24 protein-coding genes are annotated in these 24,503 nt (G+C 72.8%); 9 read left to right on the top strand and 15 right to left on the bottom strand.

Annotated elements, in window-relative coordinates; translation table 11 throughout:
* Positions 1-176: 176 nt before the first annotated feature.
* The 4 genes from ACH4ZA_RS04270 to ACH4ZA_RS04285 all read right to left on the bottom strand — a co-directional run bounded on the left by ACH4ZA_RS04270 (position 177) and on the right by ACH4ZA_RS04285 (position 4,490).
* Positions 177-953, bottom strand: a complete 777-nt coding sequence (locus ACH4ZA_RS04270) for a DUF4142 domain-containing protein (protein ID WP_398427922.1) — start codon at positions 951-953, stop codon at positions 177-179.
* Between the two features lie 478 nt (positions 954-1,431).
* Entirely contained in the window at positions 1,432-1,752 is a 321-nt protein-coding gene (locus tag ACH4ZA_RS04275) for a hypothetical protein (RefSeq protein WP_398427924.1), read from the bottom strand.
* Positions 1,753-2,018: 266 nt separating this feature from the next.
* Positions 2,019-3,593 (bottom strand): DUF692 domain-containing protein, encoded by a 1,575-nt coding sequence (locus tag ACH4ZA_RS04280; RefSeq protein ID WP_398427925.1) that lies wholly within the window; start codon positions 3,591-3,593, stop codon positions 2,019-2,021.
* A 195-nt stretch (positions 3,594-3,788) separates the two neighbouring features.
* On the bottom strand, positions 3,789-4,490 hold the full coding sequence (locus tag ACH4ZA_RS04285; RefSeq protein WP_398427926.1) for a peptidyl-tRNA hydrolase: 702 nt from the start codon (positions 4,488-4,490) through the stop codon (positions 3,789-3,791).
* A gap of 37 nt (positions 4,491-4,527) precedes the next feature.
* On the opposite strand from ACH4ZA_RS04285, the gene ACH4ZA_RS04290 reads away from it, so the two are divergent.
* Positions 4,528-5,391, top strand: coding sequence for an ATP-binding cassette domain-containing protein (locus ACH4ZA_RS04290; RefSeq protein ID WP_398427928.1), 864 nt, complete (start codon positions 4,528-4,530; stop codon positions 5,389-5,391).
* Positions 5,388-6,059: an ABC transporter gene (locus ACH4ZA_RS04295; protein WP_398427930.1), complete on the top strand. Its 672-nt coding sequence runs from the start codon at positions 5,388-5,390 to the stop codon at positions 6,057-6,059. The genes ACH4ZA_RS04290 and ACH4ZA_RS04295 overlap by 4 nt, the downstream gene beginning before the upstream one ends.
* A gap of 155 nt (positions 6,060-6,214) precedes the next feature.
* On the opposite strand, the gene ACH4ZA_RS04300 is transcribed toward ACH4ZA_RS04295, so the two are convergent.
* The 8 genes from ACH4ZA_RS04300 to zapE all read right to left on the bottom strand — a co-directional run bounded on the left by ACH4ZA_RS04300 (position 6,215) and on the right by zapE (position 14,183).
* Positions 6,215-6,403, bottom strand: a complete 189-nt coding sequence (locus ACH4ZA_RS04300; protein ID WP_057575758.1) for a hypothetical protein — start codon at positions 6,401-6,403, stop codon at positions 6,215-6,217.
* Between the two features lie 207 nt (positions 6,404-6,610).
* Complete coding sequence (locus ACH4ZA_RS04305) at positions 6,611-7,549, bottom strand: polysaccharide deacetylase family protein (protein ID WP_319278157.1); 939 nt, start codon at positions 7,547-7,549, stop codon at positions 6,611-6,613.
* Positions 7,550-7,684: 135 nt separating this feature from the next.
* Positions 7,685-9,058: a PhoX family protein gene (locus ACH4ZA_RS04310; protein ID WP_319278155.1), complete on the bottom strand. Its 1,374-nt coding sequence runs from the start codon at positions 9,056-9,058 to the stop codon at positions 7,685-7,687.
* Between the two features lie 89 nt (positions 9,059-9,147).
* Complete coding sequence (locus tag ACH4ZA_RS04315; protein ID WP_398427932.1) at positions 9,148-10,125, bottom strand: slipin family protein; 978 nt, start codon at positions 10,123-10,125, stop codon at positions 9,148-9,150.
* Between the two features lie 146 nt (positions 10,126-10,271).
* Positions 10,272-11,804 (bottom strand): SulP family inorganic anion transporter, encoded by a 1,533-nt coding sequence (locus ACH4ZA_RS04320; RefSeq protein WP_398427934.1) that lies wholly within the window; start codon positions 11,802-11,804, stop codon positions 10,272-10,274.
* 8 nt (positions 11,805-11,812) lie between these two features.
* A complete protein-coding gene (locus ACH4ZA_RS04325; protein ID WP_398427936.1) occupies positions 11,813-12,394 on the bottom strand; it encodes a carbonic anhydrase in 582 nt (193 codons plus the stop codon).
* 90 nt (positions 12,395-12,484) lie between these two features.
* Entirely contained in the window at positions 12,485-12,892 is a 408-nt protein-coding gene (locus tag ACH4ZA_RS04330; protein ID WP_398427937.1) for a hypothetical protein, read from the bottom strand.
* A 184-nt stretch (positions 12,893-13,076) separates the two neighbouring features.
* Positions 13,077-14,183: a cell division protein ZapE gene (zapE, locus tag ACH4ZA_RS04335; protein ID WP_319278144.1), complete on the bottom strand. Its 1,107-nt coding sequence runs from the start codon at positions 14,181-14,183 to the stop codon at positions 13,077-13,079.
* 37 nt (positions 14,184-14,220) lie between these two features.
* Between zapE and ACH4ZA_RS04340 the strand changes: the two genes are divergently transcribed.
* From ACH4ZA_RS04340 to msrB, 4 genes are all read left to right on the top strand, one after another.
* The gene (locus tag ACH4ZA_RS04340) at positions 14,221-15,048 is read left to right on the top strand and encodes a pyrimidine reductase family protein (RefSeq protein WP_319278142.1); all 828 of its coding nucleotides are present in this window, start codon (positions 14,221-14,223) and stop codon (positions 15,046-15,048) included.
* A 191-nt stretch (positions 15,049-15,239) separates the two neighbouring features.
* On the top strand, positions 15,240-15,713 hold the full coding sequence (locus tag ACH4ZA_RS04345; protein WP_319278140.1) for an indole-3-glycerol phosphate synthase: 474 nt from the start codon (positions 15,240-15,242) through the stop codon (positions 15,711-15,713).
* A gap of 311 nt (positions 15,714-16,024) precedes the next feature.
* A complete protein-coding gene (gene murC / locus ACH4ZA_RS04350) occupies positions 16,025-17,410 on the top strand; it encodes a UDP-N-acetylmuramate--L-alanine ligase (protein ID WP_398427938.1) in 1,386 nt (461 codons plus the stop codon).
* A gap of 13 nt (positions 17,411-17,423) precedes the next feature.
* The gene (gene msrB / locus ACH4ZA_RS04355) at positions 17,424-17,828 is read left to right on the top strand and encodes a peptide-methionine (R)-S-oxide reductase MsrB (RefSeq protein ID WP_319278136.1); all 405 of its coding nucleotides are present in this window, start codon (positions 17,424-17,426) and stop codon (positions 17,826-17,828) included.
* A 237-nt stretch (positions 17,829-18,065) separates the two neighbouring features.
* Here msrB and ACH4ZA_RS04360 read toward each other — a convergent pair whose 3' ends face one another.
* The 3 genes from ACH4ZA_RS04360 to ACH4ZA_RS04370 all read right to left on the bottom strand — a co-directional run bounded on the left by ACH4ZA_RS04360 (position 18,066) and on the right by ACH4ZA_RS04370 (position 21,858).
* A complete protein-coding gene (locus ACH4ZA_RS04360; RefSeq protein WP_398427940.1) occupies positions 18,066-19,094 on the bottom strand; it encodes a YbhN family protein in 1,029 nt (342 codons plus the stop codon).
* 509 nt (positions 19,095-19,603) lie between these two features.
* Positions 19,604-21,109: a sensor histidine kinase gene (locus tag ACH4ZA_RS04365; RefSeq protein WP_398427941.1), complete on the bottom strand. Its 1,506-nt coding sequence runs from the start codon at positions 21,107-21,109 to the stop codon at positions 19,604-19,606.
* Complete coding sequence (locus tag ACH4ZA_RS04370) at positions 21,106-21,858, bottom strand: response regulator transcription factor (protein WP_319278130.1); 753 nt, start codon at positions 21,856-21,858, stop codon at positions 21,106-21,108. Before ACH4ZA_RS04370 ends, ACH4ZA_RS04365 begins: the two co-directional genes overlap by 4 nt.
* Before the next feature lie 92 nt (positions 21,859-21,950).
* On the opposite strand from ACH4ZA_RS04370, the gene ACH4ZA_RS04375 reads away from it, so the two are divergent.
* From ACH4ZA_RS04375 to ACH4ZA_RS04385, 3 genes are read left to right on the top strand one after another with little or no spacing between them, the layout of a single operon-like run.
* A complete protein-coding gene (locus ACH4ZA_RS04375) occupies positions 21,951-23,288 on the top strand; it encodes a ferredoxin reductase family protein (protein WP_319278129.1) in 1,338 nt (445 codons plus the stop codon).
* Between the two features lie 10 nt (positions 23,289-23,298).
* Positions 23,299-23,706, top strand: a complete 408-nt coding sequence (locus tag ACH4ZA_RS04380; RefSeq protein ID WP_319278127.1) for an FMN-binding protein — start codon at positions 23,299-23,301, stop codon at positions 23,704-23,706.
* 1 nt (position 23,707) lies between these two features.
* Positions 23,708-24,469, top strand: coding sequence for an FAD:protein FMN transferase (locus ACH4ZA_RS04385; RefSeq protein WP_398427942.1), 762 nt, complete (start codon positions 23,708-23,710; stop codon positions 24,467-24,469).
* The last annotated feature ends 34 nt before the right edge of the window (positions 24,470-24,503 follow it).

Consider the following 24,503-nt stretch of genomic DNA (forward strand, 5'->3'; position numbering starts at 1 on the left):
GGGGGCGGCTCGTCACCGAGCGGGCCTCCGTGGACGCGGCTGGGACCTCGTCCCTCGCCCCAGGTTCTGGAGGCCGTGGGTGATGTTCCGTGACCGGGGGTGCGGGGGTGCGGGGGTGCGGGCCCGGGGAGTGGTGGGCGGGCCCGTGGCGCTGGGTGCGGGGGGCCGGCGAGGGCTCAGCCGACGGGCGGTGGACTGGCCGCGGCGGGCGGGAGCGGGTAGGTGGGGTCGGGCGACGCGGTGAGCGGCACGACCGGTCCGGGGTCGGTCGTGGGGCCCGGCGGGGCGGGTGAGCGGTCGAGGGGCGGCGTGACGTCGGCGGCCATGTCCCGGGCGAGGGCGTCGAAATCGACGTACCCGGTGGCCTCCAGCACCCTGATGTGGTCCAGCACGGTGGTGTTGGCGTCGTCGGCGAGGGCCCGGACCAGGGAGTTGCGGGTACTCGCCCGTACCTGGGCGACGACGGAGAACACCCGGCCGTGCGCGAGGCGCAGGATGTTGGCGAACTTCCAGTCGTACTGGCGGCCCTGCGCCGCCGTCAGCTCTCCGAGCCAGCCCTGCTGCTGGTCGTTGGGCACGTTCGGCAGCGGAAGGCCCAGCTGGGAGGCGACGGCGCGGACCCGCTCGTCCAGGAAGGTGTGCCCCTCGACAAGGTGCCGGCCCGCCGTGCGCACCGCCTCGGTGGTGCCCTTCGTCTCCGCCTGCCGGCCGGCGGGGAGCTCCCACAGCCCCGCCAGGCGGACCTTGGTGACGAACTCGCGGTCCAGCGCGGACAGCGGCCCGTACTGCGTCGACACGGTCTGCGCGTTGAGCACGTTCACACCCGTGTCCGCCCGGTCGGCGTACGACCAGATCGGGAAGACCAGCGCTGCGAGAGTGGCGGCCAGGCACGTGATGATGAGCCCGGTACCGCTGAAGATGCCTCTGCCCTGGACCGGGGGTCGCGGTCGCATGGCGCCTCCTGCTCGCGGCACTGCACGCAAGTGCGCTTCGGTAGCGGAACTGGATGTTCTGGAATGTTACTGCGCCGGTTGTGTGCATTTCCGCTCACCGGTGAACAGTTGGATCCTTGGGCATATCAGGCGAAAGTGAGGGTGTGGAGGGGCGGTGAAAGTGGGGGAAACGGGCGGTAAACGGTTGTGGGTGCGTCGAGCGGCAGGCCGGTGTTAACCCCGGCACACTCCGAGCCTCCGCCCGAGGGCGACGCCGGCGGCGACAGGCCGGGAGGCCGGGGGCGTCGGCGGTCGTTCGTGTCCGACAGGTCGAGTGATGTTCCGCTGGTGAATCGTTCCGTGGGACATGGGGCGGGGTGATCTTTCGAGGACTTTCGAGCCGTCGCCACACGCTTCGACAAGCGGGCTTCTGTCTTCTACGGCACGGCCACCGTGGCGGCGATCCGCCGATGGCTCCGTCAGGCGTGTTCCGCCCCGTTCAGAGGTCACGGGCACCCGGGTAGTGGCGGCGAAGGTCGCTGAGTACCCGCTCGTCGGCAGCCCTGACGCCCCATGAGGAGCCGTCGAATGCGGTGAGGACGAGCACCAGTTCGCCGTCGGCGAACCCCCGTGCTTCGGCGTCGATCAACTGGAGGAAGGGTGTCGTCAGCGACAACAGCGTCAACGTGTCCATCCACGCGTCAGCGGACCTTCTCTCCCTCTCGACACAGCGAGGATCGACGATCTCGGCGCATTGGATGTGCCGTGTCAGGTCCAGGCCGAAGCTACCGAGGCGAACCACTACCTCGGCCAGGGTCACGTAGTGCTTTCCGTGCCAGGCAGGAAACGTGATCCCCTTCATCCCCGCCTCTGCTGCGGCTGTATGGCGCGGCATGCGCACCCTTCGTCCAGCGAACACCGGGCCACGGCGTTGATCAGCTCACACGACCCATCGGGCAGGCCCCATGGTGGCACCGGCCCGGCAGACGGCGGCGTCGGCGGCGGACGGGCGGCGGCAGTGCGGGCGGCCCGGGAAGTTCCGGCGATCAGGCGAACGGCGATCCCGGACGCCGTGTCAGCGGCGGATCAGCGTCGTCCTGCCTGACCGAGGCCGAGACCGAGGCCGAGGCCGAGTCGCCTCCTCCGGCGCGGGGCGGGACCCGAACGGTCCAGCCACCAGCGGCGCAGCTCACGGCGGGCTCGCCCATCCGCCGGGCGGCCCTCCTCCAGGAGCCGCGCGGCGAAGTCGAGGGCGTCCTGCCGGTAGCCGGCGTGCATCGGATGCCCCTGGGCATAGGCGACGAAAGCCGCTCGGTAACCGCTTCCCAGGATCAGCGGCAGCTCCGGCGCCACCTTCGCCACCACGTCAGCCCGCTTCGCTGCCAACGCCCGTGCCTGGACGCCGAGTCGCACCCGGTCGAAACCTTCGGGAACCGGTGTCCCGGCGACCAGCGCGGACAGCAGGGCCGTCTGGGCGAGGCCGAGACGCTGACGGGTCGCCTCGCCGGCAGCGGTGCCGGGGGCGGCCCCGGCCGCGACGGCAACTTGTGTGTGACCGGTTGCGGTATCGACCGCAGCCACAACTTCTGCGTAACCGTTTGCTGCCCCAGCCGCAACGGCGTCCGCAACGGCATCCACAACTGTTGCGTAAGAGGTCGCAGTCGCGCTTCCTGCGGCGGGTTCCGTTGTAACGGCCACGGCCACGGCCGCGTTCATCGGTTCGGCAGCTCCGGTCCGAGCCGTTCGAGCCGGGACGGCGATCCGCGCGACCGGAGTCGCGGTCGGGACCGCCGGCGTGAGGCCCGCCCCGGCCGACGCGGTCGCGCCGCGGAGGACCGCGCCGAGCTCCACGGCCGTCCGGATCGCGCCCAGCTCCCTTTCCAGCTCGGCCGGCTCGGGAAAATTGTCGTCCCGCTCCAACAGCACTCCCGGCGGCGACACCCGGGACGCGAGGTCGGTGAGGAGGTCGAGGACCGGGCGGGGCACCGGGTGGGCGTGGCTGTCGTGCCAGACGCCGTCCCGCTCGAAACCCCCCGCGACATGGACGTAGGCCAAGGCCTCCAACGGGAGATCGGCGAGCGCCTCGGCGGGGTCCTCACCCCGGTTGACGTGGTTGGTGTGCAGGTTGGCCACGTCGATGAGCAGGCGCACACCGGTGCGGTCGGCCAGCTCGTAGAGGAACTGCCCTTCGGTCATCTCCTCGCCGGGCCACGACACGAGCGCGGCGATGTTCTCGACGGCCAGCGGGACGGGCAGCGCCGACTGCGCGATGCGCACGTTCTCACACAGCACGTCGAGCGCGTCCCGGGTACGCGGCACGGGCAGCAGATGCCCGGCCTCCAGCCGCACGGACGCCGTCAGCGGGCCGCCCGCGCGGACGAACGCGATGTGCTCGGTGACCAGCGGGGAGCCGAGGGCTTCGGCCCGTTCGGCGAGCGCGGTCAGCCGGCCCGCGTCGGGGCGCTCGGCGTCGCCGAGCCCGAGGGAGACGCCGTGCGGGATCACCGTGACCCCGCGCTCGCGCAGCCGCAGCAGCGAGTCGGGCAGGTGGCCGGGGCACAGGTTCTCGGCGACGGCCTCGACCCAGTCGATGCCCTGCATGCGCTCCACGGCCTCCGCGATCTCCGGCCGCCAGCCGATCCCCGTTCCCAGTCGCATCATGGTCACCGCCTCCTTCGTCCCCCTGCACGGTGACGGTGGTATGACCCAGCAGTCCGCGCCCGAACCGCACCCCGCCCCGCTTCAGAGCAACATTTGAGGTTCGCGACCGCGGACGCCGCCGGCAGGGCCACGACAGGGGCCGCAGACGCGCCGCAGACATCCCGGCACCGCGCGGGGCGCCAAGGCCGGGAGGGGTCAGCGGGCGCGTAGCGCCGGATGGTCCGCGACGACCGTGCTGCTGCCCGGCGCGATCTCGGTGAACCCCGCGTCCCGCACCACCGGCAGTCCGCTCGCCGTCAGCTCTCGCCAGCGCTGCGGCGGCGCGGTCCGCACGGCGAGCGGGAAGCCCGCCTCGCGCCACACGGTCCGCTCCGCCTCCGACAGCTCCCACCAGGCGAGCTGCGCGCCGTGTCCGGCCTGTGCCATGGCCTTCCCCGCCGACATGTCCACCTCGGGGCTCATCCACAGCACGACCGTCCCCGGCTCCACGGCGCCGGGCGGCTCGGGGTCGTCGAGCTCGGTTCCCGAGACCTGCAGCTTCGCCAGCTCCTTCGGCCAGCCGTCCAGCGGCACGGGCGGGAACACCCGCACCTCCGCGGACTTCCCGGTGACGGTGATGCCCGGCAGCTCCGCCGCCCGACGCCACTCCGCGCCCCGGGCCCGCCGCACCACCTTGCGGATCCGGGCGTCCTGCCAGTCCCGCATGACCTGCGCCCACTCGCCGTCCCCGACGGACCGCTCGTCGCCGAGCATCACGAGCACGGCGCGGGCGGCGGTCTCCAGGGCGTCCACGCGCGCGGGGGGAGCGGACTTCTCCATCCGCACGACGAGGGGCAGCACGAACTGCGGCGCTCGGTCACGGGGGTTCGGCTCGGTCTGGAACGGACTCTCACTCACCCGCGCAGGCTACTTGACCTACGAGAGGATGCTCTCCATGGAACGCGATCTCCACCTCGAGGGCGTGGGCCGCCGCTACGGATTACGCGGCCCCTGGGTGCTGCGCCACGTGACCCTGCGGCCGGCCCCCGCCACGCTCACCCGTGTCGCGGGCGCCAACGGGAGCGGGAAGTCCACCCTGCTGCGCCTGCTCGCCCGCGTCGACGCCCCTACCGAAGGCCGGATCACGGGCCGTCCCCGCACCGCCTACGTCCCCGAACGGTTCCCTGCCGCCCTGCCGTTCACCGCCGCCGGCTACCTCACCCGCCTCGGCGCCGTGCACGGTCTGTCCCGTCCGGCCGCCGAGCGCGCCGCGGACCACTGGCTGGACCGCTTCGGCGCCGCCGCGCACGCCGACACCCCCATGAACCGTCTGTCGAAGGGCACCAGTCAGAAGGTCGCCGTGGCGCAGGCGCTCCTCGCCGAACCCGAACTGCTGATCCTGGACGAGGCGTGGACCGGCCTGGACGCCGACGCCCGCACCGAACTCGAACGGGCCGTCGCCGAGCGGACGGCCGCCGGCGCGGCGGTCGTCTTCGTCGATCACGACCCCCGCCGGTTCGCGGACGCCACCGACGCCGTGCTCACCGTCAGGGACGGCGGTCTGCACGCGCGCGTGGACGCGGACGACGGCCAGGACACCGCACCCACCGGCCCGCACACGACGGTCGAGGTGCACGGGACGGCCGCGGCCCTGCCGCCCGAGGCGCTCCGCCTGGCCACCTCGGCGAAGCAGACGGCCGAGCGCCGTCACCGGCTCACCGTCCCCGCCTCGCACTCCGACGTCCTGCTCCGCGCCCTGCTCACCGCCGAGCCGCCCTGGCACGTGGTGAGCGTCCTCCAAGAGGAGAGCCGCCCGTGACCGCCCTGCTGCGCTATCACGGCGCCCTGCTCGTCCGCTCGCAGCGCTGGCTGCCGCCGTTCCTGCTGTACGCGGTGTTCCTCGGCGTCGGGGTGCAGGGCGGCCAGCCGCTGCTGGACTCGCTCGGCTACACGGCAGCGTTCCTGCTGCCCGTGGCCGCCTGGCTGGTGCGGATCTGCGTCGCCAACGAACCGCCGGCCGCCCGCACCGTCGTCGCAGCGGCGGTCGGGCCGGCGCGTGCCCATCTGGCCTGTGTGCTGGTCGCGCTGTCCGCGGCCGCCGCGTTCGGCGTGGCGGCGACCGCGCTCGTCACCTTCGTCAGCGACCCCGTCGGCAGCGATCACCAGCGGCGCGTCCCGGTCCCCGAGGCGGCCGGCGCGGGCCTGCTCGCCGTCCTGACCTGCGCGCTGCTCGGCGCGGCCGTGGGCGCGCTCACCGCCTGGCCGGTGCTGCGCTCGCCGGGCCGGGCGGTCCCCTCGCTGCTGCTGGCGGCCCTGCTGTCGCTGGTGGTGAGCGGGTCCCCGGCGCACGCGGCCGTCAGCGGACTGGTCGGCGGCTCCCGGACGGCCACCGTCCACCTGCCGCTGTGGCCGACAGCGGCGGCAGCCCTGCTGAGCGCGGCGGCCGTCGCCGCCGCCTGCGCGCTGACGTCCCGCCGGACGCCCTGAGCAGGCCCACCGCACGGCCCGCACCCCACCGCACGGCCCGTACTCCATCGCACGGCCCGCGCCCTACCGGTCGGCCTGCGACCTATCGCGCGGAGGCGCCGCCGGCCTACCGCACGGGGGCGCGGCCGGCGGGTGCTCGGCGGGCCCGGGGGCCGTCATCCCGAGCACGCCGTCCGCTGCGCCTCCTGCCATTCGCACACCGGGCACAGCGTGATGCCCCTGTACGACTCCGGATATTCCGTCGGTTTGCGGCACTGCACGCACTCCGCGTACGGCGGTCCCTCCGCCCTGGGCGGGCGGGTGGCGTCGATCAGGCAGTAGTCACGCTCGCTGTCGTCGCTCATGACTCCAGCGTACGAAAGGCCTGCCGACCGCCGATGTGGAGCCAGGGGTCGGGTCGTCGGCGGGCATGGCCGAAGCCGATCCCGCGTCGGGGAGACGGGACGGGAACGCCCGGCCCTCGGGGTGGAGCGCGAAGAGGCGGCGGCGCTGTGGCGCATTCGAGTGCCTGCCCGCAGCCCGGCAGCCCCGCAGCTCCGCCGCCCCGGCGGTCACCGTCGTCCGCTCGCCGCCGCGATCAGCTCGGAAACCTTTACGAATCGGTATCCCCTGCGGCGCAGTTCCGGGACGATCGTCCGCACCGCGCGCTCGGTCGTCGGGGCCGCGCTGCGGGTGCAGTGCATGACGACGACCGAGCCGGGCCGCACACCGTCCAGCACCTGCCGGGCGACGGCACCCGCGTCGGTGGCGAACGCGTCCCCGCTCACCACGTCCCACTGCACCGCGGTCACGCCGGTGCCGCTCACCGCACGCAGCGCCCGGCTGTCGTAGCAACCGCCGGGGAAACGGAAGTAGGGCATCGCGTCCGGCACTCCGGCCTTGCGGAACGCTGTGTAAGCGCGTTCGACGTCCGCTCTCATCCGGTCCTCGGCGACGGTCGGCAGCCCGTAGCAGTCGCCGGTGAAGGCGTAGTGGCTGTAGGAGTGGTTGGCGATCTCGAAACGGGGGTCCCGGCCGATCGAGCGGGCCTGGTCGGGGTACTCCTCGGCCCAACGGCCGGTCATGAACACGGTGGACGGCACCTCGAGCTCGCGCAGCGCCGCGATCAGCGCGGGGTTGTCGAAGTGCTCGCCGGCCGCCGCCCGGGCCCCCTGGTCGGCGGTCATGTCGGCGTCGAAGGTGAGCGCGACCGTTTTGCCGGCGGCGCGGGGCGCGTTGCGGAAGACGGGGGTCAGCCCGGCTGGGCCCGGGGCCAGGGTCGGGGGCCGGGAAGGGGTGGTGGGAGCGGCGGGCGTGGAAGCCGGGTGGGCGGCGTCGGAGGACCGGGGCAAGGCGGGAGCCGTGACGGGCGTGGATGCCGTGGGGGAGGCGGGCGAGGCCGGACGCTCCGCCACCGGGCGCTCGGACGTGCCGCAGCCGGCGAGGGCGGTGAGGGCGGCGGTGAGGACGCAGAGAGCGGCGGCCTGACGACGGCGCGCAGGAAGGATCATCGCATGAACCTACGGGAACGCCCACTGGTCGATACGTCAATATGACCGCAGCTTCGCCGTCGTCACCCGCCCGTGCGCCCGTGTGCTCCGTCCGGCCGCGCCGCCGCCCCTCCCCGGCGACTCACGGGAGCGAGGTCAGCGCCGCCAGGGACCCGTCACCGCGAACGTCGTCCCGGGGGTGTAGCAGTTGACGTACATCGTGTCGCCGTCGGGGGAGAAGGTGACTCCGGCGAACTCGCCCCACTCGGGCGCCTCGGGCGTGCCGATGTTCTGGCGTCCGCGCGCCATCGCGTAGACCTCGCCGCCCCTGGTCACGCCGAAGACGTGCTGCGCGCCGTTGCCGTCCTCGCACACCATCAGGCCGCCGCTGGGCGCGAGGCAGATGTTGTCCGGGGATTCGCCGGGCAGCTGCACGTCCGTGTCCGGGCCGAAGACGATGACGAGGGTGAGACGGCGGCGCTGCGGGTCGTAGCGCCAGATCTGCCCGAAGTGGTCGGCCGCCGAGCCGTCCTCCCCGCGCGCGAACGACGACACGAAGTACACGCACCGCCCGCCCCAGTAACACCCCTCCAGCTTCTGGGCGTGGGTGATGCCCTTCGGGCCGAAGTCCTGCAGCCGGATCGGGGTTTCGGCGGCGAGGGGGTCCGGCACGTCGACCCATTCGATGCCCTCGAAGACACGGCCCGTCTCCTGGATGGAGGACAGGTCCGGCACCCCCGGCACCCGCATCGCCTGCAGTCGGCCGCCCGCCCGCAGCGAGCCCACGCCGCCCAACGGCTTCTCCGGCAGAAAACGATAGAAAAGGCCGAACGGCTTGAGAAACGCGTCTTCCGTCTCGTAAACGATTCCACGCTGCGGGTCGACGGCGATCGCCTCGTGTTGGAAGCGGCCCATCGCGGTCAGCGGCACGGCTCCGGTGCGGCGCGGGTCGGACGGGTGGACCTCGAAGATGAAGCCGTGATCCTTGGTGTAACCGTTTGTGCCGGCTTTGTCCTCGGTCTCCTCGCAGGTCAGCCAGGTATGCCACGGGGTGGGTCCCCCCGCGCAGTTGACGGCCGTGCCCGCGATCGCGACCCGCTCGGAGAGCACCCTGCCCCGCGAGTCCAGCGTCAGGGCCGTACAGCCGCCCTTGCCGGCCGGGTCGTAGGTCAGGCCCTTGACCGTGGGGACGGGATGAGCGGCGGTGGGACGGTTCTCGTGGTTGCGGACCAGGTGCACGCGGCCGCCCGGCCCGGGGAGCGCCGTCATGCCGTCGTGGTTCGAGGGCACCGGGCCCTCACCGGAGCGCAGCGGTTCGCCCTCGCGGGACAGGACCCGGTAGCGGAAGCCCTTGGGGAGGTCGAGGAGGCCGTGCGGGTCGGGGACGAGGGGGCCGTACCCCTCGTGGCCGAGGTTCTGCGCGGCCGCGGTGCCCGCGAAGAGGTCGGAGAGGGCGCCGGTGAACGCGATGCTCGCGCCCACCCCCAGCGCACCGGTGCCGGCGAGGATCTGACGTCGTGTCGCGGACATGGGACAACCTTCCTGCTGGCGGACAGGACTGTGATCCCGCTGTGTCTATCACCCGAGGTGCGCCCCGGGAACCACGCGCGGCGCAGGTGTCACTCGTCGGCGGCCTCCGGAGGGGAGGGGGGAGGCGAAGCGGACGGCGGTTGCTGATTCTGTTGCGGAAGCGGTTGCCGCTGCGACGGTTGCGTAAATGCTTGCTGCTGACGCTGTTGTGTAAACGGTTGCTGATCGGAATGTTGTGGAATCGGTTTCCGCTGCTCAGCCTGTTGTGAAGGCGGTTGCCGTTGCTCGAGCTGTTGTGAGGGCGGTTGCTGCTGGGCTTTCTCCAGGAACCGCAGCAGCTCCACGGGAAACGGCAGCACGAGCGTGGAGTTCTTCTCCGCGGCGACCGCCACCACCGTCTGCAGCAGCCGAAGTTGGAGTGCCGCGGGTTGCTCGGACATCTGCGCGGCCGCCTCGGCGAGCTTCTTCGACGCCTGGAGTTCCGCGTCGGCGTTGATGATCCGCGCCCGGCGTTCGCGGTCGGCCTCCGCCTGACGGGCCATCGAACGCTTCATGGCGTCCGGCAGCGACACGTCCTTGATTTCGACCCGGTCGATCTGCACACCCCAGCCGATGGCCGGACTGTCGATCATCAGCTCCAGGCCCTCGTTGAGCTTCTCGCGGTTGGACAGCAGGTCGTCCAGCTCGCTCTTGCCGATGATCGAGCGCAGCGACGTCTGCGCCATCTGGGAGACGGCGAACCGGTAGTCCTCGACGTTGATGATCGCGGCCGGCGCGTCCACCACGCGGAAGTACACGACCGCGTCGACCCGCACGGTCACGTTGTCGCGGGTGATGCCCTCCTGGGCCGGAATGGGCATCGTCACGATCTGCATGTTCACCTTGCGCAGCCGGTCCACCATCGGGATGACCACGGTGAAACCGGGCCGGCGGACGTCGCCGTGCAGACGGCCGAGTCGCAGGACCACCCCGCGCTCGTACTGCTTGACGACCCGTGCGGCGGCGCCGAGGTACACGAGGCCTCCCGCGGCGAGTGCCGCGGCCGCACCCAGCAGCTCCTCGAGCATGTCGACCTCCTCGACCAGAGGTCCCGATTGAGCCGTACTGCCTACTCCTGCAACGATATGCCCGCCGTCCGGTCCGGGGCCACGCCCCCGGACCCCGGACCGGACGGCGGGCCGGGCCCCGGACCGGACGGCGGGTACGTAGGGCGTCAGCCGGCGCGGGCCGGCTCGGTCGCCGCCTCCTCGGTCTGCGGCGTCTTCACCGGCTCGGTGACCTTCACCGGCTCCGTGCCGTGGGCGCTGTGGCGTTGCGCCCAGTTCTCCAGGGCCGTCCGGCAGGCGTGGTCGAGGTGGTGCAGGCCCGAGAGGTCCAGCTCGACCGGCCGGTCCTGCGGGAGGGCCTCCAGGCTGTCGAGGATCTTCGGCAGGCGCAGGAAGGTCGCGTTGCCCGACAGGTACGCCTGCACCGGGCCCGCCCCCTTGTCGACGACCTCGAGCCGGATGTGCGAGGCCTCCCAGGCCGTCTTGACGACCGCCAGCGCGAGACCGACGAGGACGCCCTCGAACATGCTGACCGCGACGATCGACACGGCCGTGACGACCAGGACGAGCGCCTCGCCCGGATGCTCGCGCCACAGCGCCACGAGCGACCGCGCCGGCACGAGCTTGGCGCCCGCGTGGAGGAGGATGCCGGCCAGCGCCGGGATCGGGATGTACGCCAGCAGATCCGGCAGCAGGGCCGCGAACAGCAGCAGCCACACGCCGTGCAGCACACGGGACGCCTTGGTCCGCGCACCGGCCTGCACGTTGGCCGCGCTGCGCACGATCACCGCGGTCATCGGCAGCGCGCCGAGCACGCCGCAGACGGCGTTGCCGGCGCCCTGCGCCATGAGCTCCTTGTCGTACGCGGTGCGCGGGCCGTCGTGCAGCCGGTCCACCGCCGCCGCGCTGAACAGGGACTCGGCGGACGCGATCAGGGTGAACGCGACGATCGTGCCGAGCAGACCGACGCTCGCCAGGTCGCCGAAGGCGCCGAGCGGCGGAGGCTGGACGGACTCGAGCAGGCCCCGCACCTCGACGGTGGCCACGGGCAGGTCGAGCAGCAGGGCGGCGATCGTGGCCAGGCCGACCGCGGCGAGCGGTCCTGGCACCGTGCGGATCATCGCCGGCAACCGCTTCCACAACACCAGCACCGCGACGGTGCCCGCGCCGAGTGCGAGCGAGGCGGACCCGGCGGCGCTGCCGAACGCGTCCGCGACCGCCTCGGGCAGCCCGGCGATCTTCTGCGGACCGGACTCCGGCGCCTTGGCGCCGACCGCCGAGTACAGCTGACCGGCGATCAGCACCAGGCCGATCCCGGCCAGCATGCCCTCGACGACGGAGACCGAGATGGCGCGGAAGTAGCGGCCCAGTCGCAGCGCGCCCATGGCGAGCTGCAGGACGCCCGTGGTCAGGACGATCACCCCGAGGGCGGGCAGGCCGAACTCCCGCACCGCCTCGAAGACCAGCACGGTGAGTCCGGCGGCGGGACCGGACACCTGCAGGCTGCTGCCCCGCATGAGTCCGGTGACCAGGCCGCCGACGATGCCGGTGACGAGCCCGAGCTCGGCCGGCACGCCGGAGGCCACGGCGACGCCGACGCACAGCGGCAGCGCGACCAGGAAGACGACGAGTGAGGCGGCGAAGTCCTGCTTCAGGTGCGGGAAGCGCGATATTCGCCCGGTGGGCTTCTGGTTCGTCACGGCGGCGCTCACAGGGCTTCGAAGCGGTCGGTGTCGACGCGGTGTTCGCGTACGGCGCCGGTGTGCACCTCGTAGTACCAGCCGCGCACCCGCAGCCGGCCGTCGGCCAGCCGCTTCTCCACGCACGGGTACGAGCGCAGCCTCAGCACCTGGGCGAGCACGTGGTGCTGGACCGCGCGCATGACCGTCGGGTCGTCGGGATCGGCGGCGCCGGGCTCGTCGGCCGCGTGCGCGAGCCAGTCGCGCACGGCGGGCACGCCGTCGAGGTCGTCTCCGCGCACCAGCGCGCCGACGGCGCCGCAGTGCGAGTGGCCGCAGACCACGACGTCCTGGACGCCGAGCACCTCCACGGCGTACTCGATGGTGGCGGCCTCGCCGGTGGGGCGGTCGGAGCCGTAGGGGGGCACGATGTTGCCCGCGGTGCGCAGCTCGAAGAGCTCGCCGGGCCGGGCGCCCGTGATCAGCGCGGGAACGACCCGCGAATCGGAGCAGGTGATGAAGAGAACCTGCGGAGACTGGCCTTCGGCAAGCCGGGCGAACTCCTCAGGGCGCTGTCCGAAGGTACGGGCGTTGTCGATGAGGGGCTGCATGACGTGGTGACTCCTCCTGGCGCGCCGTGGGGGCGCGTCGGACGTGCAGGACACAGGACAGGTGGGGGACTGTTGCTCTGTTCTGCCCGCTCAGCAGCGGAAGACCTGGAGTGCCGCGGGGGAGTGGGACGTCGATGATCTCGACGTCCGGTGCCGGGGATCGCCGGGCCGGGCCTGCCGGTGCGCGGCCGCGGGGTCCTGCGCCGACGACGCCCGCTCGGGCTCGTGGGGGGCCGAGGCGGCGCAGGCGGTGACGCGGTGGCGGTCGCGGGTGCGGCGGGGGTCGGCGGGGCCGCCGGGAAGCTCGCAGTCGCGTGCGGTGACCTTGTCGTGACGCGTCGTCTTGGCGGACAGGGTGATTCCAGGCTCGGCCTTGGCCTCGGCGTGGCGCGCCGTGTGCGCGGTTGCGAAGGAAGGCGTCGGCGCGAAGAACGCCAGGGCGAGCAGGACGGCGGTGAGGAGCGAGACGGCGGCGCGAGCCGACGTACCTCGGAACATGCGCCTCCCTCCGGCCATCGAGCACATCTAGTCCGGACCAACGATTGGTCAATGACTGGTCAAGAAACAAGGTAACCCTGCAAAGTTGTTTGCAGGGTTAACTCGACGTTTCCAGATGAAGTGCGCCTGAAAAGAGCGGGAGGCGTGGCGCGAACCGGCTCTTGACCCGGACGGCCGAGATCGTCTAGTCGGGCTTGACGAGCGACTTGGCGTCGCGGGCCAGCGCGGTCAGTCGGGATATCGCGCGGAAGTACTTCTTGCGGTACCCGCCGTTCAGCATCTCCTCGCTGAAGAGCCGGTCGAAGGGGGCGCCCGAGGCCAGCACCGGGACCTCGCGGTCGTAGAGCCGGTCGGCGAGAACGACCAGCCGCAGTGCCGTGGACTGGTCGGGCACCGGCTGCACGTCCGTGAGGCAGACCGCCTTCAGGCCGTCCGTCAGCGCCCCGTAACGGCTCGGGTGGACCTTCGCGAGATGCGCCAGCAGGTGCGGGAAGTCGTCGAGCGAGGCGCCCTCCGTGGCGTACGCGGCCTTCGCCACCTGCTCGTCGGAGTACGGCGCCGGAGCCTCCGGCAGACCGCGGTGGCGGTAGTCCTCGCCGTCGATGCGCAAGGCGCGGAACTGCGCCGACAGGCCCTGGATCTCGCGCAGGAAGTCGGCCGCCGCGAACCGGCCCTCGCCCAGCTTGCCGGGCAGCGTGTTGGAGGTCGCGGCGAGCGCCACACCGGCCTCGACCAACTTGCCGAGCAGCGTGGAGACGAGAACGGTGTCGCCCGGGTCGTCCAGCTCGAACTCGTCGATGCACAGCAGCCGGTGCCCGGAGAGCGTGCGCACCGTCTGCTGGAAGCCCAGGGCGCCGACGAGGTTGGTCAGCTCGACGAACGTGCCGAACGCCTTCAGGGAGGGCTCGGCCGGGGTCGCGTGCCACAGGGACGCCAGGAGGTGGGTCTTGCCGACGCCGTAGCCGCCGTCGAGGTAGACGCCGCGCGGCCCGGCGGGCGTGCGGGGCGCCTTCGACCGGCCGAAGCCGAGGAACCCCCGGCGGGCGGCGCCTGTGGCGTGCGCCCCGCCGAGCCCGGCCGCGAAGCTCTCGAGGACGCCGACCGCCTGCGTCTGGCTCGGCTGGTTCGGGTCCGGGAGGTAGGTGCCGAAGCGGACCGCGTCGAACCGGGGCGGCGGCACCATCTCGGCGACCAGCCGGTCCGCGGGAACGTGCGGCTGCCGGGCGCAGAGGGAGACCGGCGACGCGTCGGTGGTCGGGCTGAGGCCGGGGGCGGCGGAGGAGGACGACACGGTTCCCCATGCTACGGGGCGTGCCAGACTGCCTGGCATGCGACGGCTGTTCCCTGTGACCGACCAGACAGCGACGACCGGCTCCGGCGGCGGCCCGCTCGGCGCCCGCGGCGAGGGGGGTGCGGGCGCCGAGGACCGTGAGTGGAGCCTCGACGAGCTCGCCGAGGCCTACGCCTACCCGCAGGCCCCTCCCGGCGAGCCGAGGCCCTGGCTGCGGGCCAACATGGTGTCCACCCTCGACGGCGCGGCCCAGCACGACGGGCGTTCCCAGCCCATCTCCACCGCCGCCGACATGCGGATCTTCGGCACGCTGCGCGGCCTCGCGGACGTGGTGGTCGTGGGCGCGGAGACGGTCCGGCTCGAGGGGTACCGCCCGGCACGCGCGCGTGCGGAGTTCGCGGCGCGGCGGGCGGCGGCCGGGCAGGCGCCCGCCCCCGCGGTCGCGGTGGTCACCGCCGGCCTCGATCTCGACTTCTCCCTCCCGCTCTTCTCGTCGCCGCTGGTCCCGACGCTGGTCCTGACCGGAACGGCGGCCGCGCCCGACCGGGTGGCGGCCGCTCGGAAGGCGGGGGTGCGGGTGGTGACCGCCGGCGACGGCACGGGCGTGGACCCGGCCCGGGCCGTGCAGGCCCTCGCCGCGCTGGGCCACACCCGGCTGCTGACGGAGGGCGGGCCGAGGCTGCTCGGGCAGTTCGTGGCCGCCGGGGTGCTGGACGAGCTGTGCCTGACCGTCGCCCCGATGCTCACCGCCGGAGACGCCCAGCGGATCGCGGGCGGGCCGTCGGTCGCCGTTCCGCAGCGGTTCGCCCTGGCGTCCCTGCTGGAGGAGGACGGTTTCCTGTTCGGCAGGTACCGGCGGCCGTGAGCGACGCGAACGGGTTCGATCGCCGCCGACGGCCCGAATGGGTGGAGCCATCCGTTCCGTTTGGCCTCCGGCGGGCACACTGAATCTCGCGGTACCCGTGCGATCACGGGGAAGGATGGTTTCCGCAGGGGCCGCCATCGGCCCACGGAGGACAGAGGGCCACGGGGGTCCTCGCAGAGAATGGGGCGCCGGTGTTCACAAGCGTTTTGATGATCGAGAAAGCCCTGACGTCCGCCGACGTGGAGTTCGTCACCACCTTGCACGGGGACGAGCGGGTCTCCTTCCACGTACTGCTCCAGCCGCGCGGCGACCAGGCGGACCGTCTGCTGAGGGCCATCGACGACGTCGCCCTCGGCGAGCTGGACGAGGCCGCCCGGGAGCGCGAGACACCGGAGGGGGAGGAGGCGAAGGGCTTCGGCGTGCGCGCGCTGGAGGTGTCGCTCCAGGCGCTGCAGGCCTCCGGCAGCCCGGCGGTGGGACGCCTGGTGGAGGACCATCCGCTCGACGCGCTGAAGTCCCTGGTGGCGGAGGTGCGAGCGGACGAGGTCATCGTGCTGACGGATCCGCACTACGTGGAGGAGTTCTTCCACCGGGACTGGGCCTCCCGGGCCCGGCACAAGGTGGGCGTCCCCGTGCTGAAGCTGTTCTCGCACAGCAAGGCGTAGCGGACACGGTCACGGCCGCCCTCGGGGACGCGGTCGGCGAGGTGTGCGCCGTCCGTGCCGTGAGGGTCCACGGCGTCAGGAGCGGCGGCGGCGCCATGGGCACTGCGGCAGCGCCGGATGCGCCGGATGCGGCGGGTGCGGCGGGCCGCGGGTGCGGGCGGCGCGGTGACGGTCCTGGCCGCGGGCCCGCGGGCCCGCGGGCCGTGGGAGGGGCGGGCGCGGGGTTCTCCGCGCCCCTGGGGCGGTGCGGCCGGTCCGACCCCCTAGGCTGGGGCGCGTTCACCGTCGCAGCGCACCCTGGAGACACGCACATGGCACCCGGCCTTCCTACCGCCATGGACCGACCGCACTTCATCGGCATCGGCGGGGCCGGGATGTCGGGCATCGCCAAGATCCTCGCGCAGCGCGGGGCGAAGGTCGCCGGCAGCGACGCCAAGGAGTCGGAGACCGCGGAGGCACTGCGGGCGCTCGGGGCGACCGTGCACATCGGGCACGCCGCCGGCCACCTGGCCGACGACGCGAGCTGCGTCGTCGTGTCGTCGGCGATCCGCGCCGACAACCCGGAGCTCGCCCGGGCGGCCGAGCTCGGCATCCCGGTCGTCCACCGTTCGGACGCGCTCGCCCGGCTGATGGACGGACTGCGTCCGATCGCCGTCGCCGGCACCCACGGCAAGACGACCACCACGTCCATGCTGGCGGTGTCGCTGTCCGAGCTCGGGCTGGACCCCTCCTACGCCATCGGCGGCGACCTGGACGCCCCCGGCTCCAACGCGCTGCACGGCGAGGGCGAGATCTTCGTGGCCGAGGCGGACGAATCCGACCGCAGCTTCCACAAGTACGCGCCCGAGGTCGCCATCGTCCTCAACGTCGAGCTCGACCACCACGCCAACTACGCGTCGATGGACGAGATCTACGCGTCCTTCGAGACGTTCGCCGGACGGATCGTGCCCGGCGGCACCCTGGTGATCAACGCCGACCACGAGGGCGCCCGGGAGCTGACCCGGCGCGTCGAGGGCGTGCGCACGGTGACCTACGGCGAGGCCGAGGACGCCGACGTGCGTGTCCTGTCCGTCGTCCCGCAGGGGCTGAAGAGCGAGGTGACCGTTGTGCTCGACGGGCGGCAGCTCACCTTCACCGTCTCCGTTCCCGGCCGGCACTACGCCCACAACGCCGTCGCCGCGCTGGCGGCGGGCGTCGCGCTGGGAGTTCCGGCAGCCGAGCTCGCCACCGCCCTCGCGGCCTACACGGGCGTCAAGCGCCGGCTGCAGCTCAAGGGCGAGGCGGCGGGCGTGCAGGTCGTCGACTCCTACGCCCACCACCCGACCGAGATGACGGCCGACCTGGAAGCGATGCGCGCGGCGGTCGGCGACGCCCGCATCCTCGTCCTCTTCCAGCCGCACCTGTTCTCCCGCACGCAGGAACTGGGCACGGAGATGGGGCAGGCGCTGGCCCTGGCGGACGCCTCCGTCGTCCTGGACGTCTACCCGGCCCGCGAGGACCCGATCCCGGGCGTCACCAGCGAGCTGATCATCGACGCAGCGCGGGCCGCGGGCGCCGACGTGAGGGCCGTCCACGACAAGGACGCGGCGCCCGCCGTGATCTCGGGAATGGCGAAGGCCGGTGATCTCGTTCTCACCATGGGCGCGGGTGACGTGACGGACCTGGGCCCGCGCATTCTGGACCGTCTTTCCCAGTGAGGGGCTGAGGCTCATGTCGTACGACGTCGAAAAGCCGGACGAGCAGTGGCGGGCGGAGCTGACGCCGGCCGAGTACGCCGTCCTGCGCCAGGCCGCGACCGAGCCCGCGTTCACCGGCGAGTACACCGACACCAAGACCCGGGGCGTCTACTCCTGCCGGGCCTGCGGCGCCGAACTGTTCACCTCCGACACCAAGTTCGACTCCCACTGCGGCTGGCCGTCGTTCTTCGACCCGAAGGACACCGACGCCGTGGAGCTGATCGAGGACCGCTCGCACGGGATGCTGCGCACCGAGGTGCGGTGCGCCCGGTGCGGATCCCACCTCGGCCACGTGTTCGCGGGCGAGGGCTACCAGACCCCGACCGATCAGCGGTACTGCATCAACAGCATCTCCCTGCAGCTGAAGCCGCAGGACTGACACCGCCGTCGCCGGGAGCGGGCGCGGCAGGCGTGACAGACGCGGCAGGCGTGACACGGGTGGTGCCGTGACACGGGTCGTGTCGGCGCGCCGGATGCGGGACGGCCGGGGGCCGGGCGCCGAGTGCGGTGTACGAGGGGTTCGGCGCCGCTTCGGCCCTTCGGCGCCGTTTCGCCCCCTGGCGCCCTGCGGCGGCGTGTCGACGGCAGCCCGGCGCACGGTGGAGGCCGACGAGGCTCACAGCCGTCCGCGCTGCACCATCGCCGACAGCACCAGCATCCCCGGCGGCAGGGGCGCCCAGACCGTGAGCACCCGGTAGCCGATGACGGTCGCCGTGGCGGCGGGCAGCGGGGTGCCGTATCCGGCCAGGGCGAGAACCAGCGCCGCGTCGATCGGACCGATTCCGCCCGGCGCGGGCACCACACCGGCCGCGGTGCTCGCCGCGAGGAACGCGAAGAGCAGCTGCGACCAGGACAGCGGCAGGCCCAGCGCGGTTCCCACGCAGGCCACCACACACGCCTGGAGCAGGGGAGCCGCGGCCGCTCCGCCCCACAGGGGCAGAAGGCGGGCGGGCCGGGTGTGCAGGCGCCGCGCGTCGGTGAGGGCCGTCCGGACGAAGTCCAGGGCGGGACGGCGCAGCGGCCGGGCCACGGCGAACAGCGCCGCGACCGCCACCGGGGCCAGCAGCAGGCAAGCGGCGGTCAGAAACAGCGCCCGCCCTTGCGGAAACAGTTCCGCAACGGGCGGCACGGCGGTGGGGGCCGCGAACACGAAGACCAGCAACAGGGGGACTTTCGCCACTGCCCTGACCAGGGAGTACAGGGCGATCGACGCCGTGGCCCGGTTCAGCGGGACACCCTCGCGCCGCAGAAACCGCAGCGTCACCGCATGGGCGCCGACGCTCGCGGGCAGCACGTGGTTGGCGGCGCCGGCGGCGATCTGCGAGGCGAGCAGCGCGCCCGGCGGCAGCCGGTCCGTGATCGCGCCCTGCCGGACGCAGGCCGCGGCGACCACCCCCAGATAGGTGAACAGCAGCCCGGCCAGCAGCCACCAGGGATCGGCGGTGGTCAGCCGGGCGACGCCGTCGCGGACGGTGTGCCAGTCGAGCGCCGCCCACACCCCGAGGAACAGCAGGGGCAGCAGGGCGAGGGCGCGGCGGGTGGCGGCGGAGGCCGACGGGCGGCGGCGCTCGTCCGAGGCCCGGGCCGCGGCCGGGGGCGTCGACGGCGGCGGGGCCGCGGGGTCGTCGAGGGGCAACAGGGACACGGCGCACGTCGTCCTTCCTCGTCGTGACCGCGCCCGGCGGTGTGACGGATAAGGGGCGAGCTCGGGGAGGGGTGCTGAGGAACGCTTTCCCGTTCGGAGTGGCGGTGCGATGTCCGCAAGCCGGCGGAGTGCGGGCCTACGGGCGACCGCGGTGCGGTGGGGCTGGGCTGGGGTGAGGTGGGGCAGGGGTGGCGGGGGACCGGGGTGGCGTGGGGCTGGGGTGCGGTCGAACCGGCGGTGCGGCCGACGGGGCGGGTGCGGTGGGTCCGGTGTGCGGTGGGGCTGGTGCCCGGCCCGACCGGGTGCGGTCGAGCCGCGGTGAGCGACGGCAGTTGGGCTGCCGTGAGGCGGGGTGCGATGTTGCCGGGGTGCCGTGGGGCGTGCTGCCGTCGGGCGGGGTGCCGTGGGGCGGGGTGCGATGAAGCCGAAGTGCGATGGAGCCGGGTGTGCTGCGGCTGGGGGATTTCTGCCCGTGCGCCTCCCCGTTCATCCCGGCCGCCCGCCAGGGTTCACCCGGACTGAGGGTCCGGATCCCTTCCCGCGCTCTCCCGGGTCCCCGCCACGTCTGTGCCGCCGACGGGGGACCGGGCCGACCCCAGGGGCAGCGTCATCGTGAAGACCGTGGCGGTCGTCGTGTCGTCCAGCTCCAGCGAGCCGCCGTGGGCGCGCACCAGGGAGCGGGCGACCGAGAGGCCGAGCCCGCTGCCCCCTCGGTTGCGGCTGCGGGCCTTGTCGACGCGGTAGAAACGGTCGAAGACGCTTTCCCGCTCTTCGGGCGGGATACCGGGCCCCTCGTCGGTGACATGGACCCGGGCCGTGTCCGCCGAGGCGGACACCTCGAGCGAGACCGGCGTGCCGGCCGGGGTGTGCACGGCCGCATTGGTGAGGAGGTTGTCCAGGACCTGCCGGATGCGATGCGGATCGATCCTCATCCGAACGGCCGCAGGGCCGGGAAACACCGTTACCGGATGCCCGGGATGACTCGCCCGGAACGCGTCGACCGCCTGCTCGGCCAGTTCGACGAGGTCGGCTTCCTCCATCCGCAGGGGCGTCTCCACCTCGGCGGCGTCGAGGCGGGCCAGCAGGAGCAGGTCGTCCAGAAGGACGCCCATCCGTGCCGCCTCGGCGCGCAGCCGGGCAAGGTGCTTGTCGCGCTCCTCGGGCGCGTTGGCGGCCGCGTACTGGAAAAGGTCCGCGTAACCGCGTACCGACATCAGCGGCGTGCGCAGCTCGTGCGAGGCGTCGGCGACGAAGCGGCGCAGCCGCTGCTCGGCCTCCGCCCGCACGGCGAGGGAGTCGTCGATGTGCTCCAGCATCGTGTTGAAAGCCGTCCGCAGCTCCTCGACCTCGGGCCCGCCGCCGGGGGCGTCCGCCCGCAGGTGCAGCCGCGACGCCGACTCGCTCAGGTCGTGCGAGGCGATCCCGTGCGCGGTGTGCGCCATGTCGCTGAGCGGCTTCAGACCGTTCTTCAGCATCCGGCGGCCGAACACCACCAGTGCCAGCAGGGCCAGACCGAACGCGGCCACCTGCACGGTGATCAGCTGGCGCATGGTGCCGTCGATGTCCTCGGTCGGCGCGGCGCTGACCAGCACCACGCCGGGCGACACCTCGCAGGCGCGCAGCAGATACGTGCCCGCGCCGATCCGCACCGTGCGGGTGAGGTCGACGTCCGAGCCGGACATCCGCCGGGCCAGGGCGGTCAGCGCCGTGGTGTCGGCGGGCACGTCGGCCGGCTTGCGCAGTACGGCCGACTCCGCCGACACGTCGTAGACGGCCGTGTACCAGCCGTAGTAGGGCTGGCGCTCCACGACGCCGTGCGCCTTGGCGTCCTTGGACTGCACCACCTGGACGAGCTTGATCTGGTCGCCCAGCTGACGGTCGAGATAGCCCCGCATGTACATGGTCAGCATGGCGCCGACCACCGCGAACACCACCAGCGACAGCGCGCCCAGGCCGAGTGCCAGCCGGGTGCCCAGCCGGAGCCTGCGGTAGGACCGGAGGAACCGGGCGATCACTCGGCCGCCTGCCGGAGCACATAGCCGAAACCGCGTACCGTCTGGATCAGCGGGTCGTCGCCCGTCGCGTCGAGCTTGCGGCGCAGTCGGCTGACGACCAGCTCGACGACGTTGGAACGGCCGCCGAAACCGTACTCCCACACATGGTCGAGGATCTGCGCCTTGGTGAGCACGGTGGGGGATTTGCGCATCAGGTAACGCAGCACCTCGTACTCGGTGGGCGTCAGGGTGAGAAGTCTCCCGTCGCGCCGCACCTCACGGGTGTCCTCGTCCATGGTGAGGTCCGCCACCTGCAGGACGGAACGCTGGAAACCGGGACCCGCGCTGCGCCGCAGCACGGTGCGCAGCCGCGCCATCAGCTCCTCCACCGCAAACGGTTTCACGAGATAGTCGTCCCCGCCCCGGGTCAGCCCCGCGACCCGGTCGGCGACCCCGTCGCGCGCCGTCAGAAACACGACGGGAACCATCGTGCCGGTGTTCCGCAACCGGTCGAGCACGCCGAAGCCGTCGATGTCGGGCAGCATCAGGTCGAGCACCACGATGTCCGGGTGGAAGTCGGCGGCGCGGCGCAGCGCCTCGTCACCCGAATTGGCGGTCACCGCGTCCCAGCCCTCGTAACGGGCGACCGTCGCCACGAGATCGGCGATCGGCGGGTCGTCGTCCACGACGAGGAGTCGTACTTTTTCCACCCGCCCATAGTGCGCCACTCGTCCCGCAGCGCCAGAGCCGCGTCGCACGGATGCACACATCGATAAGATCTTGAAAGTTGTACGACAGGAGAATGACAGCAAAGCACGGAGAAGCTCTGTGTTCTGAGGACCCGATCTAGGAGTTTCCGTCCGTGACGACCGTCCAATCGCCCCCCACGCCCCCCACGGCGATCCGACCCAAAGTGGTGGCCCGCACCGGCCTGTACGCCGTGCTGGCCGCCAACGCGGCCGTCGTGACCCTGTTCGCCGTCCAGGCCGGCTTCGCCTCCAACGCACTGGTCGTGATCGGCCGCTTCGCCGGCCTGTACGGCGCCCTGCTGATGGCGTTCCAGCTGCTGCTGGTGGCCCGGCTGCCCTGGCTCGACCGCCGGATCGGCATGGACCGGCTGACCAACTGGCACCGCTGGACCGGCTTCGGGCTGCTGTGGACGCTGGTCGGGCACGTGGTGTTCATCGCCTTCGGCTACGCCGAGTCGTCCTCGATGAACCCGGTGGACCAGCTCGTCGACCTCGCCGAAACCGTCGAAGGCGTTTTCCGCGCCGTGGTCGCCATGGCGCTGATCCTCGTCGTCGGCGGCGTCTCCGCCCGCTGGGCGCGTCGTCGGCTGGCCTACGAGACCTGGCACTTCGTCCACCTGTACGCCTATGTCGCCGTGGTGCTGGCCTTCACGCACCAGGTCGCCGTCGGCACCACCTTCACGACGTCGTCCGCCGCCACCGCCTACTGGTACGGCGTGTGGGGCGTCGCTCTCGGCTCGGTGTTCCTCGGCCGTCTCGTGCTGCCGCTGTGGCGGAACTGGCGTCACCAGCTGCGCGTCGAGGCGGTCGTCCCCGAGGCCGACAACGTCGTCTCCGTCTACATCACCGGACGCGACCTGGACCGGATGCCCGCGCGGGCCGGCCAGTTCTTTCTCTGGCGGTTCATGACCAAGGACCGCTGGTGGCAGGCGAACCCCTTCTCCCTGTCGGCCGCGCCCGACGGCTCCCGCCTGCGGCTGACCGCGAAGGCCGCCGGTGACGGCTCCGCGGGCCTGCGCCACGTCAAGCCCGGCACGCGCGTCTTCGCCGAGGGCCCCTACGGCGCGTTCACGGCGATGCACCGCACCCGTCCGCAAGCGCTGCTCATCGCGGGCGGCGTCGGCGTCACCCCGATCCGTGCGCTCCTCGAGGAGATCCACGGGCACGCAGTCGTCATCTACCGGGTGGCCGGCGAACGCGACGCCGTCCTCTACGACGAGCTGCACCGACTCGCCCTCGCCAAGGGCGCGGAGCTGCACCTGGTGACCGGGCCGCCGGTGCCCGACCGGCTGGCGCCGCGCGAACTGTCCGCCCTCGTGCCGGACATCGCGCAGCGGGACGTCTTCCTGTGCGGGCCGCCGCCGATGATGAACGCGGTCCTCGGCACCCTCCGCGATCTCGGCGTGCCGAGGCCGCAGATCCACTTCGAGCGCTTCAGCCTGGCGGGATGAGAGAGACATCGTGAAGCGAGCCATACCTGTTCTGATCCTGTCCGTCGCGGGACTCATCCCGGTCTGGCGTTACGAGCCGTCCGCCGGCACGTCGACCGCCGTGTCCACCCCCGCCGTGCCACCCGCGCCCGCCACCTCGTCGACGTCCTCCTCGGGTGCGCGGACCTCCACCGGAACGACGGTCGCCACGGAGAAGGGCGACGTCCAGGTCCGGATCACCTACGACGGCAGTCGGATCACGGCCGTCGAGATGCTCAAGCAGCCGAATCATCCGCAGACGACGGCGGCGGTGCCGAAGCTGATTGCGGAAACGCTTACGGCGCAGAGCGCGGACATCGACACCGTTTCCGGAGCGACCGTCACCAGTGACGGCTACAAGGAGTCGCTGCAGGCGGCGATCGACGCCAAGGGCTCCTGACGTGCACCGCGTCGAACACGTCATGGGGTTTCCCGTCTCCTTGCGGGTCGACGACGGCGCCGACCCGCAGGTCCACCCGTCGGCGCCCGAAGCCGCCGTGGACGCCGTCTTCGCCTGGCTGCGGGAGGCCGACGAGCGGTTCAGCCCCTACCGGGAGGACAGCGAGGTGTCCCGGCTGGACCGGGGCGAGCTGTCCGCCGGCGCGCTGAGCGACGACCTCACCGAGGTGCTCGGCCTGTGCGAGGAGTACCGCATCGCCACCGGCGGCGCCTTCGACGTCCGGCTGCCCGGCCGTGGCCTCGACCCCTGCGCGGTCGTCAAGGGCTGGTCGGTGCAGCGGGCCGCGGACCTGCTGGCGGCGGCCGGACTGACCCGGTTCTGCCTCAACGCCGGCGGTGACGTCGTCGTGGCGGGCGGTCCCTGGCGGGTCGGCGTGCGGCACCCCTTCGCCGCGGACAAGGTGTGCGCCGTCCTCGGCGTCACCGACGCGGCGGTCGCCACCTCCGCCCGCTACGAGCGCGGCGACCACATCCTCGACGGCCGCACCGGCCTCCCGGCGGCCGGTCTCGACAGCGTCACCGTCGTCGCCCCGGACCTGACCGTGGCCGACACCGTCGCCACCGCCGCCTTCGCGCTGGGCCGCGAGGGCGTGGAGTGGGCGGCCTCGCAGACGGACTGCGAGGTCTACGCCGTGGTCGCCGGGGGCGGCGTGCTGCGCACCCCGGGCTTCCCCACGGCCGGAGCGGGGACGGCGGCGGCCTGACGGCCTTTTCGCCCGGCGGCCCCTACGCCCCTCC

It is taken from the genome of Streptomyces sp. NPDC020597 (genome assembly GCF_044335095.1).
Lineage (GTDB): Bacteria > Actinomycetota > Actinomycetes > Streptomycetales > Streptomycetaceae > Streptomyces.